The organism is Arthrobacter sp. THG-b23 (assembly GCF_059091265.1).
The window spans coordinates 104,914-122,067 of sequence record NZ_JBNHGM010000007.1 but is presented as its reverse complement, the minus strand read 5'-3'; the positions used below and the strand labels follow the sequence as shown (position 1 = coordinate 122,067).

Annotated in this window: 15 protein-coding genes; 10 read left to right on the top strand and 5 right to left on the bottom strand. The window is 68.2% G+C overall.

Features of this window, described 5'->3' with window-relative positions; all coding sequences use genetic code 11:
• Positions 1 to 26: 26 nt before the first annotated feature.
• The 3 genes from AC5RVD_RS13270 to guaB1 all read right to left on the bottom strand — a co-directional run bounded on the left by AC5RVD_RS13270 (position 27) and on the right by guaB1 (position 4,276).
• The gene (locus tag AC5RVD_RS13270; RefSeq protein WP_494113625.1) at positions 27 to 1,076 is read right to left on the bottom strand and encodes a hemolysin family protein; all 1,050 of its coding nucleotides are present in this window, start codon (positions 1,074 to 1,076) and stop codon (positions 27 to 29) included.
• Positions 1,077 to 1,084: 8 nt separating this feature from the next.
• Entirely contained in the window at positions 1,085 to 2,428 is a 1,344-nt protein-coding gene (locus tag AC5RVD_RS13265; RefSeq protein WP_494113624.1) for a hemolysin family protein, read from the bottom strand.
• Positions 2,429 to 2,821: 393 nt separating this feature from the next.
• On the bottom strand, positions 2,822 to 4,276 hold the full coding sequence (gene guaB1 / locus AC5RVD_RS13260) for a GMP reductase (protein ID WP_494127169.1): 1,455 nt from the start codon (positions 4,274 to 4,276) through the stop codon (positions 2,822 to 2,824).
• Positions 4,277 to 4,675: 399 nt separating this feature from the next.
• Here guaB1 and AC5RVD_RS13255 point away from each other — a divergent pair, with 399 nt between their 5' ends.
• The 5 genes from AC5RVD_RS13255 (at position 4,676) to AC5RVD_RS13235 (ending at position 10,952) form a co-directional block, all read left to right on the top strand.
• Complete coding sequence (locus tag AC5RVD_RS13255; RefSeq protein ID WP_494127168.1) at positions 4,676 to 8,485, top strand: multifunctional oxoglutarate decarboxylase/oxoglutarate dehydrogenase thiamine pyrophosphate-binding subunit/dihydrolipoyllysine-residue succinyltransferase subunit; 3,810 nt, start codon at positions 4,676 to 4,678, stop codon at positions 8,483 to 8,485.
• A gap of 85 nt (positions 8,486 to 8,570) precedes the next feature.
• Entirely contained in the window at positions 8,571 to 9,170 is a 600-nt protein-coding gene (locus AC5RVD_RS13250) for a GDSL-type esterase/lipase family protein (RefSeq protein ID WP_493989216.1), read from the top strand.
• 197 nt (positions 9,171 to 9,367) lie between these two features.
• Positions 9,368 to 10,192: a DUF4097 family beta strand repeat-containing protein gene (locus AC5RVD_RS13245; protein ID WP_494127167.1), complete on the top strand. Its 825-nt coding sequence runs from the start codon at positions 9,368 to 9,370 to the stop codon at positions 10,190 to 10,192.
• Positions 10,192 to 10,788, top strand: coding sequence for a PadR family transcriptional regulator (locus tag AC5RVD_RS13240; protein WP_494121569.1), 597 nt, complete (start codon positions 10,192 to 10,194; stop codon positions 10,786 to 10,788). The genes AC5RVD_RS13245 and AC5RVD_RS13240 overlap by 1 nt, the downstream gene beginning before the upstream one ends.
• An 89-nt stretch (positions 10,789 to 10,877) precedes the next feature.
• A complete protein-coding gene (locus AC5RVD_RS13235) occupies positions 10,878 to 10,952 on the top strand; it encodes a 50S ribosomal protein bL37 (RefSeq protein ID WP_369299106.1) in 75 nt (24 codons plus the stop codon).
• Positions 10,953 to 11,080: 128 nt separating this feature from the next.
• Here AC5RVD_RS13235 and rsrA read toward each other — a convergent pair whose 3' ends face one another.
• Together rsrA and AC5RVD_RS13225 are read right to left on the bottom strand one after the other, a co-directional pair.
• Complete coding sequence (rsrA, locus tag AC5RVD_RS13230; protein ID WP_493989213.1) at positions 11,081 to 11,344, bottom strand: mycothiol system anti-sigma-R factor; 264 nt, start codon at positions 11,342 to 11,344, stop codon at positions 11,081 to 11,083.
• The gene (locus AC5RVD_RS13225; protein ID WP_494113619.1) at positions 11,341 to 12,045 is read right to left on the bottom strand and encodes a sigma-70 family RNA polymerase sigma factor; all 705 of its coding nucleotides are present in this window, start codon (positions 12,043 to 12,045) and stop codon (positions 11,341 to 11,343) included. Before AC5RVD_RS13225 ends, rsrA begins: the two co-directional genes overlap by 4 nt.
• 327 nt (positions 12,046 to 12,372) lie before the next feature.
• Here AC5RVD_RS13225 and AC5RVD_RS13220 point away from each other — a divergent pair, with 327 nt between their 5' ends.
• The 5 genes from AC5RVD_RS13220 (at position 12,373) to AC5RVD_RS13200 (ending at position 17,127) form a co-directional block, all read left to right on the top strand.
• Positions 12,373 to 12,954 carry a DoxX family protein gene (locus AC5RVD_RS13220; protein ID WP_493989211.1) on the top strand — a complete coding sequence of 194 codons (582 nt, stop codon included), beginning with the start codon at positions 12,373 to 12,375 and terminating at the stop codon, positions 12,952 to 12,954.
• Positions 12,955 to 12,959: 5 nt separating this feature from the next.
• A complete protein-coding gene (aroA, locus tag AC5RVD_RS13215) occupies positions 12,960 to 14,285 on the top strand; it encodes a 3-phosphoshikimate 1-carboxyvinyltransferase (protein ID WP_494113618.1) in 1,326 nt (441 codons plus the stop codon).
• Between the two features lie 2 nt (positions 14,286 to 14,287).
• Positions 14,288 to 15,391, top strand: coding sequence for a ribosome small subunit-dependent GTPase A (rsgA, locus tag AC5RVD_RS13210; protein ID WP_494127166.1), 1,104 nt, complete (start codon positions 14,288 to 14,290; stop codon positions 15,389 to 15,391).
• A 67-nt stretch (positions 15,392 to 15,458) separates the two neighbouring features.
• The gene (gene hisN / locus AC5RVD_RS13205) at positions 15,459 to 16,343 is read left to right on the top strand and encodes a histidinol-phosphatase (protein WP_494127165.1); all 885 of its coding nucleotides are present in this window, start codon (positions 15,459 to 15,461) and stop codon (positions 16,341 to 16,343) included.
• 25 nt (positions 16,344 to 16,368) lie between these two features.
• On the top strand, positions 16,369 to 17,127 hold the full coding sequence (locus AC5RVD_RS13200; RefSeq protein WP_494127164.1) for a class I SAM-dependent methyltransferase: 759 nt from the start codon (positions 16,369 to 16,371) through the stop codon (positions 17,125 to 17,127).
• The last annotated feature ends 27 nt before the right edge of the window (positions 17,128 to 17,154 follow it).

The window sequence follows — 17,154 nt, the reverse complement described above, 5'->3', positions numbered from 1 at the left end:
ACTCTTCCCGCCCCGCGCCCGCGGGACTATTCGCCGGTCCGGCGCAGTCCCTGGGCCTGCGTCTCGTCGCGGATCTCTCCCACCAGCACTTCCAACACGTCCTCGAGGAACAGCACGCCGTGCGTACTGCCGTCGGAGCCCAGCACGCGGGCCAGGTGCGATCCGGTGCGCTGCATGACGGCGAGCGCGTCCTCGATCTCGTCATCGAGCGCCAGATTGGCCAGGGTGCGGACCTTGGTGACCGGAATTGTCTTGTTGAGCCTGTCCTCCGGGATGGTCATTACATCCTTGAGGTGCAGGTACCCGGTGAGGTTCTCGTTGGCATCGGCCACGGCAAACCGGGAGAACCCGGTCCGTCCCACCGCGCGCTCGAACTGTTCCGGCGTGGTGTCGACGCCGATGGTCACCAATTGGTCAAGCGGCACCATCACGGCGGCGGCGGTCACTGCCGAAAACTCCAGCGAACTGGAGATCAGTCCGGCGTCGTCGTCGACCAGTCCGTGCCGGGTGGACTCCTGCACAATGGACTGGACTTCCTCCAGCGTGAAGGTGGAAGAGACCTCGTCCTTCGGCTCGATCCGCACGGCCCGCAGCAAGTGGTTCGCGGTCCAGTTCAGGGTGGAGATCACCGGCCGCACCACCTTGGAGACCGCCACCAGCGGCGGGGCCAGCAGCAGCGCGGCCTTGTCGGCCATGGACACGGACATGTTCTTCGGGACCATCTCGCCGAAGGTCACGTGCAGGAACGTCACCAGCAGCAGCGCCACGGCGAACGAGATGCCGTAGGAGATCTCGTGCGGAATGCCCAGCCACCCTTCCAGCGGCAGCAGCAGCAGTTCCTTGATCGCCGGTTCGGCCACGTTCAGGATCAGCAGCGAACACACGGTAATGCCCAGCTGCGCGCAGGCCAGCATCAGGGAGACGTGCTCCATGGCCCACAGCGTGGTCTTGGCGCGCTTGGATCCGCTGTCTGCCAGCGGCTCGATCTGGCTGCGGCGGGCGGACATGACGGCGAATTCGGCGCCGACGAAGAACGCGTTGGCGAGCAGCAGCACTACCAGCCAGAAAATACCCATGGCGGCCATCAGAGCGCACCGCCCGCGAGGCCGGTCTCAGGGAGCACGGCACCGGTTGCCGGACTGGGGATGAAGCGGACGCGGTCCACGCGCCGTCCGTCCAACCGCTCGACTTCCAGGGTGCCGCCGTCCACGGGCACGGTATCGCCGACCACCGCAATCCTGCCCAGCTGCGCCATGATGAAGCCGCCGACCGTTTCGTAGCTGGCCCCGTCGGGCACGGTCAGTTGCGGGATTTGCTCGCTGACCTCGTCCGGACGCATCAGGCCCGGAAAGTACCAGTTTCCGGTCGCGCTCTGCAGCACGCCCGGCTTCACCCGGTCGTGCTCGTCAGCGACTTCGCCAACAATTTCTTCTATCAGGTCCTCCAGCGTCACCACCCCGGCGGTGCCGCCGTACTCGTCGAGCACCACGGCGAATTGAAGGTTTGCGGCCCGCAGCTCCGATAGCAGCGAATCCAGATGCACCGTCTCGGGCACGCGCAGCACGTCGGCCATGATGGTGGCCGCGGCCAGGTGCGGGCGCTTCTTGCGCGGCACGCCGATCGCCTTTTTGATGTGCGCGACGCCGCGGACGTCGTCGGGGGAATCGCCGAGCACCGGGAACCGGGAGTAGCCGGTGCGGCGGGCCGCGGCGATGAGGTCGGCCACGGTCTGGTCCGCGTCAATGAACTCCACTCGGATGCGCGGCGTCATCACGTCGGCTGCGGTCCTGCCGGAGAAGGACAAGGTCTTGGCGAGGAAGTTTGCGGTCCCGGCATCCAAGGTGCCCATTTCCGCGGAGCGGCGTACCAGCGATGCCAGCTCGGAAGGCGTGCGGGCGCCGGAAAGCTCTTCCTTGGCCTCCAGCCCGAACAGGTGCAGCACCTTGTTGGCGAAGCCGTTGAGCATCAGCACAAAAGGCTTGAACACCGCGGTGAAGATCAGTTGCGGCCGGGCCACCAGCTTGCCGACTGCCATTGGCAGGGCAATGGACGCATTCTTGGGCACGAGTTCGCCCAGCAGCATGGAGAGGAGGGTGGCGATCACCATGGCGATCACCGCACCGACCGGCTGGATGACGGCGTCGGCCAGTCCCAGCGCGGTCAGCGACGGACGCAGCAGCGAGCTGATGGCCGGTTCCATCAGGAAACCGGTCAGCAGCGTGGTGAGGGTGATGCCGAGTTGGCAGCTGGAGAGCTGCGTAGAGAGGGACTTCAGGCATTTCATCAGCTGCACTGCGCCGCGGTCGCCGTTGTCGATGGCGCGCTGCACAGTGGGCTGGTCAAGGGCCACCAAAGCGAATTCCACGGCGACAAAGAAGCCGGTGCCGAGGATCAGCAGCATGCCGGCGGCGATTTGGATCCATTCCATCTAGCTCGCCACCGCCCTGGACTTCAGGCGGTCCGATGGACCTGGCGGGGGTTCGTCCGAGCCCGGACTAGGAGGCTCCTGACCGGCCGCGCGGGCGGCAAGTGTGTGATGGGCACGTGCACGGGATTTGCCGGTGCTGGGTGACGCCTCGCACGCGGCGCCCGCTTGGGCTGCCTGTGCTCCCGCGGTCTGGCGTGCTGCCTGCCCTGCGGGGCGCGTCACGGACCGGCTCCTAGAATAGCTGTCCATTATGGGCTATAGCGTAGCAGGCGGGCTTGCTCGGCGGGCAGTCCCCGGTGGCCGTTCTGCCGCCGGCGTACCGGCGCGCGGCCCGACAGCCGCCCTCTTCCGCCGGTGCGGGCCGGGCGCAGGCGGCACCGGCTGCCGGCACCCCTACCAGCTTTCCGGCAGCGGCCGGCCTTCCTCATAGCCGGCGGCCGACTGCACGCCCACGATGGCACGTTCGCGGAACTGCACCAGGTTCTGTGCGCCGGCGTAGGTCAGCGAGCTGCGCAGGCCGGCGGTGATCTCGTCCAGGAGGTCCTCGACGCCGGGGCGCAGCGGGTCGAGGTACATCTTCGAGGACGAAATCCCTTCTTCGAACAGCGCCTTGCGCGCCCGCTCAAAGGCGTCCTCCCGCCGGGTCCGGTTCTGCACGGCGCGGGCGGACGCCATGCCGAAGCTCTCCTTGTATTTGCGGCCGTTGCTGTCCGTGAGCAGGTCTCCGGGGCTCTCGTGCGTCCCGGCGAACCAGGAGCCGATCATCACCTGGCTGGCGCCGGCCGCCAGCGCCAGGGCGACATCCCGCGGATAGCGGACTCCGCCGTCGGCCCATACGTGAGCACCGAGCTCCCGGGCCGCCTCCGCGCATTCCTGCACGGCGGAGAACTGGGGCCGGCCCACGGCCGTCATCATGCGCGTGGTGCACATGGCGCCCGGCCCCACGCCGACCTTGACGATGTCCGCGCCGGCTTCCACCAGGTCGCGCACGCCGTCGGCGCTGACCACGTTGCCGGCGACCACCGGAACCTGCGGATCCAGGCTGCGTACTGCTTCGAGGGCGTCGAACATCTTCCGCTGGTGCCCATGGGCTGTATCAACCACCAGGACGTCCACGCCGGCCTGCAGCAGCGCCTCGGTCTTGGCGGGGACGTCGCCATTAATCCCGACGGCAGCGGCTACCTTCAGCCGGCCCTGCGGATCCAGCGCGGGGGTGTAGATGGTCGAGCGCAACGCGCCGGCGCGGGTGAGCGCGCCGACCAGCACGCCGTCGTCGTCCACGACCGGCGCAAAGGATGCCGAGGCCGAGTCGAACAGGTCGAAGGCCTGCCGCAGCGCGGTGTCCGCCCCGGCGTTGAACATGGAGGCATCCAGCAGCAGCGGGTGGGCAGCCTTCACCGACTCCAGCGACGCGTAGCGGTCCACGCCCTCACAGTCCTCGGCGCGCACCACGCCCACGCACTTGCCGGCGTCGTCCACCACCGCAACCGCGCCGTGCGCGCGTTTGTCCATCAGGTGCACGGCATCGATCACGGTGTTGCCCGCGGCCAGCTCCAACGGCGTTTCGAAGACGACGTGGCGGTCCTTGATCCAACCGGTGACCTCGGCCAGGACGTTCAGCGGGACGTCCTGCGGAAGCACGGCCAACCCGCCGCGCCGCGCCATCGTCTCAGCCATGCGACGGCCGCTCACGGCGGTCATGTTCGCCACGACCAGGGGAATCGTGCTCCCGGTGCCGTCGCCGGCCGAGAGGTCAACATCCAGCCTCGACGTGATATCCGAGCGCGACGGCACCAGGAAAACGTCCGAGTAGGTCAAGTCGGTCATCGGCTCGTTGATCAGGCGCATGGCTGCTCTCTTTCCTCGTCGCCGTGCAGGCCGGGACGGCCAGGTGGCGCGGCGGTCGGTCAGGTGAATGGGGCTGCGGGTCGGGTGGCCGGATCCGTCGTGTCCGTGCGCTGGCGGCGCTGCACAGCGGCGGGCGGCCCGGCCGCCTGAAAATCTCCCGCACCCCTGAGAGTCTAGGGCCACCGCGCCGCGGGACGAATCGGCACGAAGTTGGCCCGCTTAAACGCTAAAGATTAGCCTGCGTTGCGAAAGTGTCATTAGACTGGCTACTGGTCCAGATCTAGTGCGCGGCAGATGCGCACTCGCAATTCCGCTGCTGGCCGGCAGGTTCGGAAGGCAGCCAGGGGAAGCGTGTGATCTGCAGGGCAAGCGGCAATTCACGGAAGAGGCGTATCACAAGTGCCAGAGCATCCCAACCTTCGTCTACCCGAAGAATTCGGCGGTAACGAATGGCTCGTTGACGAAATCTACGAGCAGTACCTCCAAGACAAGAATTCCGTGGACAAGAAATGGTGGAGCATCTTCGAGGCGGCCAACGGCGGCGACGGCAACTCGAACGACACTGCAGCTTCCTCGGCCGGCACCGCCGCGCCGTCCCGCCCCACCACGGCAAATGCCGCACCCAAGGCCTCGGGCGAGAGCACGGCCACGGAGCAGGCAGGACCCACACCGATTCCCGCCGACAATGAGCCTGCTCCCAACACCTCCACGAGCAGCACCGCCGCCCCGGCCAAGCCTGCGGCAAAGGCTGAGCCGGCCGAAAAGGCGGAGGCGAAGCCTGCCCCGATCCCCGCCCAGTTGCCCAAATCCGCGCCCAGCGCACTGGCCGAAGAAGACACCGTTTCCGTGCTGCGTGGCCCGGCCAAGGCCATCGCCACCAACATGGACGCCAGCCTGAGCGTGCCAACCGCGACGACGGTGCGCGCGGTTCCCGCCAAGCTGCTGATCGACAACCGTTTGGTGATCAACTCGAACCTGGCCCGCGCCCGCGGCGGCAAGGTCTCCTTCACCCACCTCATCGGCTACGCCGTGGTCAAGGCGCTGGGCCAGTTCCCCAGCCAGAACGTCCACTACGACGAGATCGACGGCAAGCCCGCCGCTGTCCAGCCGGCCCACGTGAACTTCGGCATCGCGATCGACATGCCCAAGCCGGATGGAACCCGCCTGCTGGTGGTGCCGAACATCAAGCGCGCCGAAACCATGAACTTCTCCGAGTTCTGGCACACCTACGAGGACCTGATCAAGCGGGCCCGCGCCGGGAAGCTCACCGCCGACGACTACGCCGGCACCACGGCTTCGCTAACCAACCCGGGCGGCATCGGCACGGTCCACTCCGTCCCCCGCCTGTCCAAGGGCCAGGCCACCATCGTGGGCGTCGGCGCCCTCGAGTACCCCGCCGAGTTCCGCGGCGCCAGCGAACGGACGATCGCCGCGCAAGGCGTCGGCAAGATCATCACGCTTACCTCCACCTACGACCACCGCGTCATCCAGGGCGCCGGCTCGGGCGAGTTCCTGCGCCTGATCGAATCGCTGTTGCTGGGCGAACAGGGCTTCTACGATGAGATCTTCGAAGCACTGCGCATCCCGTACGAGCCGGTCCGCTGGCGGCCGGACAACCAGGTGGACGTCGAACTGCAGATCAACAAGGTGGCCCGCATCCAGCAACTGGTGCACGCCTACCGCGTCCGCGGCCACCTGATGGCGGACACCAACCCGCTGGAGTACGTCCAGCGCAAGCACCCGGACCTGGACATCAACACCTACGGGCTGACGCTGTGGGACCTGGACCGCGAGTGGGTCACCGGCGGATTCGGCGGCGCGGACCGCCTGAAGCTGCGCGACATCCTGGGCGTGCTGCGCGATGCCTACTGCCGCACCACCGGCATCGAGTACATGCACATCCAGGATCCGGCCGAGCGCGAATGGTTCCAGAACGAGCTGGAGCGCCCCTATGCCAAGCCCAGCCGCGAAGAGCAGCTGCGCATCCTGGGCAAGCTCAACGCCGCCGAGGCGTTCGAGACCTTCCTGCAGACCAAGTTCGTGGGCCAGAAGCGCTTCTCGCTGGAGGGCGGCGAATCCCTGATCCCGCTCCTGGATGCGGTGATTTCCGACGCCGCCGACGACGGCCTGGACGAAGTGGCCATCGGCATGGCACACCGCGGCCGGCTGAACGTGCTCACCAACATCGCCGGCAAGACCTACGCGCAGGTCTTCCGCGAGTTCGAGGGCACCCAGGACCCGCGCAGCGTCCAAGGCTCCGGCGACGTGAAGTACCACCTGGGCACGGAAGGAAAGTTCACCTCCGACAACGGCAACGAGACCAAGGTCTACCTTGCCGCCAACCCCTCCCACCTGGAGGCCGTCGACCCGGTGCTCGAGGGCATCACCCGCGCCAAGCAGGACCGCCTGGACAGGGGCGACGAGTTCCCGGTGCTGCCGGTCATGATCCACGGCGACGCCGCCTTCGCCGGCCAGGGCGTGGTGGCCGAAACCCTGAACCTGTCGCAGCTGCGCGGCTACCGCACCGGCGGCACCGTGCACATCGTGGTGAACAACCAGGTCGGTTTCACCACCTCGCCGCATGCCTCGCGGTCCTCGGTGTACTCCACCGACGTGGCGAAGATGATCCAGGCCCCGGTCTTCCATGTGAACGGCGACGACCCCGAGGCCGTGGTCCGCGTGGGACAGTTGGCTTACGAGTACCGCCAGCGCTTCCACAAGGACGTCATCATCGACATGGTCTGCTACCGCCGTCGCGGACACAACGAGGGTGACGATCCCTCGATGACGCAGCCGATGATGTACAACCTCATCGAGGCCAAGCGTTCCACCCGCAAGCTGTACACGGAGGCCCTGGTGGGCCGCGGCGACATCACCCAGGACGAAGCCGACCAGGCCCTGCGCGACTACCAGGAACGGCTGGAGCGCGTCTTCGCCGAGACCCATGCGGCGCAGACGTCGCCGATCCCGGTGATCACCAAGGACTCCGAGGCCGTGTCAGACCTGGAGCGTCCGCTCTCGCAGCAGACCGAGGACAGGGCCAACGTGCCGGCCGGCACCGCCGTCTCCGCCGAAGTGATGGCGAGGATCGGCAAGGCGCACGTGGAAGTACCGGAAGGCTTCTCCGTCCATCCGAAGCTTAAGGCGCTGTTGGAGCGCCGCGAGCAGATGTCCCGCGAGGGCAACATCGACTGGGGCTTCGGCGAACTCGCGGCCTTCGGCTCGCTGCTGATGGAAGGGGTGCCGGTACGCCTGGCCGGCCAGGACTCCCGCCGCGGCACCTTTGTGCAGCGCCATGCGGTCTTCCACGACCGCGTTACGGGCCAAGAGTGGGCCCCGCTGAGCCACCTGTCCGACGACCAGGCCAAGCTGTGGATCTACGATTCGCTGCTGTCCGAGTACGCGGCCATGGGCTTCGAATACGGCTACTCGGTCGAGCGCCCGGACGCACTGGTGCTGTGGGAGGCCCAGTTCGGCGACTTCGTCAACGGCGCCCAGACCGTGATCGACGAGTTCCTCTCCTCGGCCGAGCAGAAGTGGGGCCAGCGGTCGTCGCTGGTGCTGCTGCTGCCGCACGGCTACGAAGGCCAGGGCCCGGACCACTCGTCGGCCCGGATCGAGCGCTTCCTGCAGATGTGCGCCGAGGACAACATGATCGTGGCCAATCCGACCACCCCGGCCTCGCACTTCCACCTGCTGCGCCGCCAGGCTTACAGCCGGCCGCGCAAGCCGCTGATCATCTTCACGCCGAAGCAACTGCTGCGGCTGAAGGCCGCCGCGGCCAAGGTGGAGGACTTCACCAGCGGCACGTTCCAGCCGGTCATCGGGGACGTTCAGGACCTGAACGGCCAGGACGTCGACCGGGTGGTGCTGGTCTCCGGCCGGCTCTACTACGACCTGCTGGCTGCGCGCCAGAAGAACTCCGACACCAAGACCGCGCTCATCCGCGTGGAGCAGCTCTACCCGCTGCCGGTCGACGAGATCAAGGCGGAACTGGCCAAGTACCCGAACGCGGACATCGTCTGGGCGCAGGACGAACCGGCCAACCAGGGCCCGTGGCCCTTCATGGGCCTGTACCTGCCCGAGGCCCTGGACCGGCCGCTGCGCCTGGTGTCCCGCCCGGCATCCGCTGCCACTTCCACCGGCTCGGCCAAGCGCCACGCCGTGGAGCAGGATGTTCTGGTCAAGAAGGCCTTCGAACGCCGCTAAGTAAGATGGTGGGCGGGGTGCCGCAGGGCGCCCCGCCCACTTTCGTTTAAGCACGCTTCCAATCCGTCGAACCAGAAAGCTACCCGTGGAGCAACGCAGAATCAGGATCGCCGCCGTGGGTGATCAACTGCTGGCCGGTGTGGGCGACCCGCGCGCCCTCGGCTGGCTCGGCCGCACCTTGGCCCGGACCAACCCGGATCCAGCCACCCTGGAGTCGTTCGTGCTGGCCTCGCCCAACGAAGGAACCGAGGAACTGGCCGGCCGCTGGCTGCAGGAAGCAGGGCGGCGTTTCGATGACGGCTTCGAAAACCGGCTCGTCATTGGACTGTCCGGCCGTGATCTCGAGCTCGGACTGTCCACAGCCCGCAGCCGGCTCAACCTGGCGAACATCCTCGACGGCGCGGCGCAGCTGAGCGTCAAGGTTTTCGTCGTGGGTCCGCCGCCGGGACTGGACCCCGACCGCAACATCCAGCTGGCCGAGCTGTCGACCGCCTTCGGGGATGTCACCACGCGGCGCAAGCACGTCTTCGTCGACACCTTCACGCCGTTGCTGAACCACGAGCAGTGGCGCACCGACCTGGCCAGCAACGGCGGAGGCCCCGGCCAAGCGGGCTACGGGCTGCTGGCCTGGCTGGTCCTGCACCGCGGGTGGTACCCCTGGCTGGACCTGCCCGAACCTTTCTAACGGCCCGCAAAGGCACGCGTGTGCCGCACAGGGCTGAAACACCGCGACGGCGGGACCGGAGGATGCTCCGGTCCCGCCCTTGCAGTTAAGGACGTGCGTGCTCCCCCCTTGCGGGCACGACGGCCGCGATATATCGTGTTCTGCATCACAAGATATATCGCGTTTGGAGCGGTGTATCGTCGCAGGCAGGACGGGCCATGAACGATACCTGGAGCATCGACGGTCCCCGGACGATCGATGTCGACAATGTCCGCTCCCTGAGAGCATCCATCGTCAAGGGGCGGCTGGACATCATCGTCCATGACGAGCCGACGGTCCGCGTGGAGGTCTCCGAGGTCACCGGGACACCCCTGGAAATGACCCTGCGCAACGGCACCCTGGGCATCAGCCACGGCAAGGCCGGCGACGGGCCGCTGGGTTTCCTCGCCCGGCACGTCAACCTGGTGCTTCCCGGAGCCCGGGACGAAGCGGTCATCAGTATCGGCATTCCCCGGGACCTGCCCGTCAAGGCCGCCACTGTCAGTGGCGACGGCCTCGTGTGCGGTGCGGCGGCCGGGGCGGATGTCAGCACGGTCTCCGGGTCCATGATGGCGGACGACACCGCCGGAATGCTCACCGTCAATACGGTCAGCGGGGACATCATCGTCCGCCGGCACAGCGGGAATCTCGTGGCCAAGAGCGTCTCCGGCGAAATCACAGCTTCCGGCTTCCTGGACCACGTCCGGGCCAGCACGGTCAGCGGGGACCTGGGTTTTGATTTGCACGGCGCCCCGGAGGACCTGGCCGTCAATTCCGTCTCCGGCGACGTCACGGTCCGCGTCCCGGACGAATGCGGCGTGGAAGTGGCTGCTTCTTCGGCCACCGGCAGCATCACGGTGAACGACCAGAAGTTTTTCGGCCTCTCCGAGAAGGTCAAGACCCGGATAGGACCCGAAGGCCGCGGGCTCACCATCCGGTCCACCACGGTTTCGGGCACCTTGGCGGTCTTCCACCGGGACAGTGCCGGAAGCCAGGTCGGCTGATGGCTCCGGTCTTCGCCCACGGCGCCTTGCGGCTCTATCTGCTCGCGCTGGTGGCGGAAGGCGACAAGCATGGGTACGACATCATCCGCGCCCTGAGCGACCGGTTCGGGGGCACCTACTCCCCCAGCGCGGGCACCGTCTATCCCAGGCTGGCCAAACTCGAGGACGAAGGGCTGGTCGCCACCTCGTCCGATGGGCGGCGCACGGTATACAGCATCACCGATGCCGGGCGGGCCGAACTGGCGGCCCGCCGGGAAGAACTGGCCGGCGTCGAAGCCGACATCTCCGCTTCGGTGCGGCGCCTGGCGGACGAGCTGCGGGAGGAACTGCGCAGTTCGATGAAGGGACTGCGGGCCGACCTCGCCGCCTCGGCGGAGGCCGCCCGCGCCAACGCCAGGAAGTCCCCGCGCGCAGCCGAGGCCGCCGGTCAGCGCACGGTCAAGGAACTGGAACACCTGCTCAACGACTTCCGCGACGACGTGAGGGTGCACCTGCGCCGGCGCACGGCGGCCGGCACCGTGGACGAAGTCGCCGTGCAGACCATCAGGACAGTGCTGGAGCAGGCCAGGGCCTCCATCACCGCGGCCCTGCGCTGACCGGTCCGGGCCCTCCTCCGGTTAGGAGGTGGGGCGGGCATATGACAGACTGGTGCGCAGTTCTTTTTCATCCAGCAAAGGAGGCAGCCATGAGCAAGCGAGCACGCAAGCGCCGTGACCGTAAGCGCGGCGGCGCAAACCACGGCAAGCGCCCCAACACCTAAGCAGTCGGACAATAGCCCGCGCGGCTGAAGCTGCTGAACGAAGAACCCCCGCGCCCGATTGGGCCCGCGGGGGTTCTTTTGTTGTGCCCGGCTCGTTCCCTGCAGGATGAGCGCCGCCGGCAGGCCCGTTACACGGTGTCGGCTTCCCTGATGTGGCTGATCCTGTCCAGGATCCGTTCCTTCAGCGTCTGTGGCGCGTGCTCCTGGCAGGAGCGCTTCACCACCGAGCGGATCAGGCACTCCAGGTTGTGTTCTTCGGCGCATTCGGGACAGCTGTCCAGATGCGCCTTGATTTCCGCTAGGTCATCGCGGGAGAGTGCGCCGTCGACGTACTCGTAGATCCGCTGCATCCGGTCGTCTTCGCAGTCGCCCAGTCCGTGGCAGTCGCTCATTTACCGTTCTCCTGTTGTGTCCCCACCGCCGCCGCGGCGTTTTTCTTGTCCTTGGTGCCTGACATGCCACGTTCGTGCGCATAATCTGCGAGCAGTTCGCGCAGCAACTTGCGTCCCCGGTGCAGGCGGGACATCACGGTGCCGATGGGGGTGTTCATGATTTCCGATATTTCCTTGTACGCGAAGCCCTCCACGTCCGAAAAGTAGACGGCCAGCCGGAATTCCTCCGGGATCGCCTGGAGGGCGTTCTTCACGTCCGAATCCGGCAGGTGGTCCAGTGCCTCCGCTTCCGCCGACCGGAGCCCGGAGGACGTGTGCGCGGCAGCCTGGAACATCTGCCAGTCCTCTACCTGGTCCGTGTTGGACTGTTGCGGCTCGCGCTGCCGCTTCCGGTAGAGGTTGATGTACGTATTGGTCAGGATCCGGTACAGCCAGGCCTTCAAATTGGTGCCCGGCTTGTACTGGTGGAAGGCCGAAAACGCCTTGGTATAGGCCTCCTGCACCAAATCCTCGGCGTCGCTGGGATTGCGTGCCATCCGCATCGCTGCCGAATAGAGCTGGTCCACATACTGCATGGCGTCGCGTTCGAACCGGGCACGGCGCTGGTCGGCGGTTTCCGTCTGGACGTCGACCTCGTCCGGCTCCCCCGTTGTGGCGGGGATAACGCGGTCCTGGGCGGCGTCCGAATTCTCAGTCGTCATTGGCTCCCAGTCTACGCTGAGCCGCACAGACGCCGGGGCGGACACTGCGCCCGCAACCGGACCTGCAGGGCCCCGTTCGGCAAGCGCTGTAGCCACAGGATCTCCCTCCGTTCCGACACCTCGTCGGCCGGAGACAATGCACCGGCCTTCCTCCCATGGGTAACCGCCGATGCCCCGCAACTATTCCCCGCCGACCCCGGCAAACGCCCCCGCAAGGTGTGCGGTGGCAACAAAAGTGCCAGACTAGTGTCCAGTGCCACCTTCCCGGGGCCCGGCTCCGGGAAAGGCGCAGATCCTTCGACGCACGCTGACAGCCAGGAGGCTTCCATGTCAATCGTCCGCCTTGCCGCCCGCCCGCTGCTGGCCACAAGCTTTGTAGCCACCGGCATAGACCGTCTGCGCCACACCGACGAAACGGCGGTGTCCCTGCGGCCGCTGGTCCAGCAGACGGAATCCGTCCTTCCCGCGGCTGGCGCCCTGGCCGGGCAGGAGAAGCTGATGGCCCGCGCTATCGGCGCGGCCCAGGTGGGAGCAGGTGTGCTCTTGGGCATGGGCAAGTTCTCGCGGCTCGCGGCTGCCGTACTGGCCGGCACCACAGCCCTCAATACCGTGGTGGATTACCGCGCCGCCGATTCCGCAACGCCGGAAGCCAGGCGCACCCGCCGCAACCACCTGTTGAAGAATCTGTCCTTGATCGGGGCGGTCCTGCTCGCCGCTGTGGATACCAATGGCCGGCCCGGCCTGGTGTGGCGGGCCGAGCATCTTGCCGCTGACGCCCGGCGCAACGTCCGCTCCATCGGCAAAGACGCCCGCCGCAATGCCGGTTCGATCGGCCATGACGCACGGAAGCAGCTGAAGAAGGCCGAGCGCGCGGTGCGCGAAGCCACGACGGACGTGGTGGCATCCTGAACGTAATGCCCCACGCTGCCAACCACTGGCCCGCCCCCTTCGCGGAGCGGCCGATCGATGCAACAGTAGAGGTTCCGGCCTCCAAGTCCCTCACCAACCGTTACCTGGTGCTCGCCGCGCTGGCCGACGGCCCCTCCCGGCTACGCTCCCCGCTGCACTCGCGGGACACCGTTCTGATGGTGGAGGCGCTGCGGTCCTTGGGAGCCGGCATCACCGAGACCGAGGGCGATGGCAGGTTCGGCCCGGATCTGTTGGTGGACCCGATCGACCCGTCGCGTCCGCTGGGCGCTGCCGCCATCGACTGCGGGCTGGCCGGCACGGTCATGCGGTTCGTGCCGCCGCTGGCGGCGCTGTGCAGCGGAGCAGTGGAGTTCGACGGCGACCCGGCGGCGCGGCGCCGGCCCATGTCCCCCACCATCGATGCACTGCGCCAGCTGGGCGTGGCGGTGGATGATGGCGGACACGGCAGCCTGCCCTTCCGCATCACCGGCAGCGGTGAAGTGGCCGGAGGCCACCTGGCGATCGATGCCAGCGCCTCCTCGCAATTCGTCTCCGCCCTCCTGCTGGTTGGTCCCCGTTTTCGCGACGGACTGCACCTCGAGCACACCGGCGACCGCGTGCCCAGCCTGGACCACATCTCGATGACGGTCCAGCTGCTGCGGGACCTGGGCGTGGGCGTCGACGACTCCACCCCCAACCACTGGGTGGTCTCCCCGGGCCCGATCCGTGCCTTCGACACCCGGATCGAGCAGGATCTTTCCAACGCCGGCCCGTTCCTGGCCGCGGCCCTGGCCACGCGCGGCCGGGTCAGGATCCCCAACTGGCCCACCGCGACCACCCAAGTGGGCGACGCCTGGCGGGACATCCTGCCGCGGCTCGGCGCCACCGTCACGCTGCAGGGCGGCACCTTGACCGTCACCGGCGGCGCGTCGATCACCGGCGCCGACCTCGCCGACACCAGCGAGCTGGCGCCGACCGCGGCAGCGCTGTGTGCGTTGGCCGACGGCGAGTCCCGCCTGAGCGGCATTGCCCACCTGCGTGGCCATGAGACGGACCGTTTGGCCGCCTTGGTGGCGGAAATCAACCGGCTGGGCGGTGACGCCGAGGAGACGGACGACGGTTTGCTGATCCGGCCAAGGCCGCTGCACGGCGGCCTGTTCCACTCCTACGAGGACCACCGCATGGCTACCGCGGGCGCGATCCTCGGCCTGGCCGTGCGCGGCGTGGAGGTCGAGGACATTGAAACCACGGCGAAGACCATGCCCGAATTCCCGCAGCTGTGGCAGGACATGTTCACCGTTGCTCCGGCCGCCTCGGCCACCGAGGGCTGACGGTGTCGCGCAGCACCGGCAGCTGGGACGAATCGGATGTGCGCATCCGCCCGAACAAGCGCGGCTCCCGTCCGCGCACCAAGGACCGCCCGGCCCACGAGGATGCAGAGCTCGGGCGGATTGTTACCGTTGACCGCGGCCGCTACACCGCCGTCGTCGATGAAGACACTTTCCGCGAGCGCATCGTCGTCGCCGCCCGAGCCCGCGAGCTGCGCCGCACCCCGGTGGTCACCGGAGACTTCGTCGCCCTGGTCGGCGATGTTTCCGGCGAACCCGACAGCCTCGCCCGGCTGGTCCGGGTGGAGGAACGGCGCACCCTGCTGCGCCGCAGCGCTGACGACACCGACCCGGTTGAACGCGCGGTGGTGGCCAATGCCGACCAGCTGGTCATCGTGGTGGCCGCGGCGAACCCCGAACCCCGCACCGGGTTCATCGACCGGGCGCTGGTGGCCGCGTACGACGCCGGGATCCGCCCGCTGTTGTGCGTCACCAAGGCTGACCTGAAGGATCCCGCCGAGCTGCTGTCCAATTACGAGCACCTGGAGCTGCCGGTCATCGTCAGCCGCACCGCGGCCGCCGACGCTCACGGCGTGGACACCGCCTCCGACGAGGGCCTGTCGGCGCGGCTCGATACCGAGGCCGTGGCCCAGCTGCGCGGTTATCTCGATGGCAAGGTCACCGTCACCCTCGGCCACTCGGGCGTCGGCAAGTCCACCATGGTCAACGCGCTCACCGGGGCCCAGCGCGCCACCGGCGGAGTCAACGCCGTCACCGGGCGCGGCAGACACACGTCGTCGTCGGCCCTGGCACTGAAGGTCCAGGACTCGCCGGCCGGCACCTGGATCATCGACACCCCGGGCATCCGTTCCTTTGGGCTTGCCTACGTGGACCCCGACCGGATCCTGTCCGCCTTCCCGGACCTGGAGCCGGGCACCGCCGACTGTCCGCGCGGCTGCAAACACGACGCGGCCGCCATCGGCTGCGGGCTGGGCCCCTACGTCGCGGACGGCGGGGCCGGCGACGCGGGGGCGGCGAGGCTCGCGTCGCTGCGCCGCCTGCTGGGGGCCGAAGAGCGCCCCGAGGCCAAGGAACTCGGCACCGTCTGAGGCCTCCTGCCCGGCTGGAGGCTCCGCCTCCCGCGTCCGCACTTCACTTACCGATAGGTTGAAACCTATGACCCACGCTTCGCAAAGCTACAACGACGATCTGCGCCTGGCCCACGTGATGGCCGACTCCGTGGATGCGCAGACCATGGCCCGCTTCAAGGCCCTCGACCTGAAGGTGGAGACCAAACCGGACCTGACTCCGGTCACGGACGCCGACCGTGCAGCCGAAGAAGCAATCCGCGGGCAGCTCTCCCGCTCCCGGCCGCGCGACGCCGTGCTCGGCGAAGAATTCGGCAGCAGCGGCCACGGCGCCCGCCGCTGGATCATCGACCCGATTGACGGCACCAAGAACTTTGTCCGGGGCGTGCCGGTCTGGGCCACCCTCATCGCGTTGGTGGACGAGGAGCAGCCGGTCGTCGGCCTGGTCAGCGCGCCGGCGCTGGGCAAGCGCTGGTGGGCCGCCAAGGGAACGGGTGCCTACACCGGACGCTCGCTGGCCACCGCGACCCGGCTCCAGGTTTCCGCCGTGGACCGGCTGGAGGACGCGTCGCTGTCCTACTCCAGCCTGGGCGGCTGGAAGGAACGCGGGAACCTGGACCACTTCCTTGGCCTGACCGAATCCGTCTGGCGCACCCGCGCCTTCGGCGATTTCTGGTCCTACTGCCTGGTGGCCGAAGGCGCCGTGGACATCGCCTGCGAACCGGAACTGAACCTCTACGACATGGCCGCCCTGGTGCCGATCGTGACCGAAGCCGGCGGGCGGTTCAGCTCGCTGGAGGGCGAAGACGGCCCGTTCGGCGGCAACGCGCTGGCCACCAACGGCCTGCTCCACGCGGAGGCCCTGCACCGCCTGAACCCCGAACTGCGTGGACAGCGTCCCGCCGGGTCGGCCGCGGCGGCCTACGACGACGAAGCTGCCGGCAGCGTCGAAGCGGCCGGCGAGGGCCGGTAGCGCCCCGCCGCACGAGGAGCACCACGTGGCACACAGCGGCCCCCGCATGGACGACGAGCAGCGGCGCGCCTACGCCGACACCTTCCAGCAGGGCGGCGAACACTACGACCGCATCCGCCCCGGCTACCCCGACGACGCCGTCGACTGGCTGCTGCCGGCCGGCGCCCGGGACGCCGCCGACGTTGGGGCAGGCACCGGAAAATACACCGCCGCGCTGGCCGCCCGCGGTCTGCGCGTGGTCGCGGTGGACCCCTCGGCGGACATGCTGGCGCAGCTGGAGCGCAACCTTCCGGGCGTGACCACCGTGGTGGGGACCGCCGAGGATACCGGCCTCCCCGACGCCGTCGTGGACGTGGTCACCGTGGCCCAGGCCTGGCACTGGACCGATCCGCTGCGGGCGAGCACGGAAGCCGCCCGCATCCTCAGGCCCGGCGGGACCTTGGGATTGGTGTGGAACCAGTTGGATACCGGTGTGCCGTGGGTGCACCGCCTCTCCCGCATCATGCATGCCGGCGACGTGCTCAAACCCGATTTCCGCCCCCGCGTCGGCCGGGAGTTCGGCGCGCTGGAAGGGCATGAAACCCGGTGGCGGGACCCGCTCAGCACCGGCGACGTGATGGAGCTGGTCAAGACCCGCAGCTACTACCTGCGCGCAAACGAGGCCACCCGGGCGAAAGTCCTGGGCAACCTCGACTGGTACCTCCACGACCACCTGGGCCACTCCCCCGGGGCCCTGATCGACCTGCCCTACCTGACGCACAGCTGGCGGGCCAGAAAAACCTGATCCGGTCCCGGGCATTTCCCCTCCGGC

What these genes read in the sequence shown, in the direction of transcription:
- AC5RVD_RS13270 (WP_494113625.1), bottom strand. Translation starts at nt 1,076, where the DNA reads ATGGGTATTTTCTGGCTGGTAGTGCTGCTGCTCGCCAACGCGTTCTTC.
- guaB1 (WP_494127169.1), bottom strand. Translation starts at nt 4,276, where the DNA reads ATGCGCCTGATCAACGAGCCGATGACCGACTTGACCTACTCGGACGTT.
- AC5RVD_RS13265 (WP_494113624.1), bottom strand. Translation starts at nt 2,428, where the DNA reads ATGGAATGGATCCAAATCGCCGCCGGCATGCTGCTGATCCTCGGCACC.
- AC5RVD_RS13245 (WP_494127167.1), top strand. Translation starts at nt 9,368, where the DNA reads ATGAACGATACCTGGAGCATCGACGGTCCCCGGACGATCGATGTCGAC.
- AC5RVD_RS13225 (WP_494113619.1), bottom strand. Translation starts at nt 12,045, where the DNA reads ATGACGACTGAGAATTCGGACGCCGCCCAGGACCGCGTTATCCCCGCC.
- hisN (WP_494127165.1), top strand. Translation starts at nt 15,459, where the DNA reads ATGACCCACGCTTCGCAAAGCTACAACGACGATCTGCGCCTGGCCCAC.
- AC5RVD_RS13240 (WP_494121569.1), top strand. Translation starts at nt 10,192, where the DNA reads ATGGCTCCGGTCTTCGCCCACGGCGCCTTGCGGCTCTATCTGCTCGCG.
- rsrA (WP_493989213.1), bottom strand. Translation starts at nt 11,344, where the DNA reads ATGAGCGACTGCCACGGACTGGGCGACTGCGAAGACGACCGGATGCAG.
- aroA (WP_494113618.1), top strand. Translation starts at nt 12,960, where the DNA reads ATGCCCCACGCTGCCAACCACTGGCCCGCCCCCTTCGCGGAGCGGCCG.
- AC5RVD_RS13220 (WP_493989211.1), top strand. Translation starts at nt 12,373, where the DNA reads ATGTCAATCGTCCGCCTTGCCGCCCGCCCGCTGCTGGCCACAAGCTTT.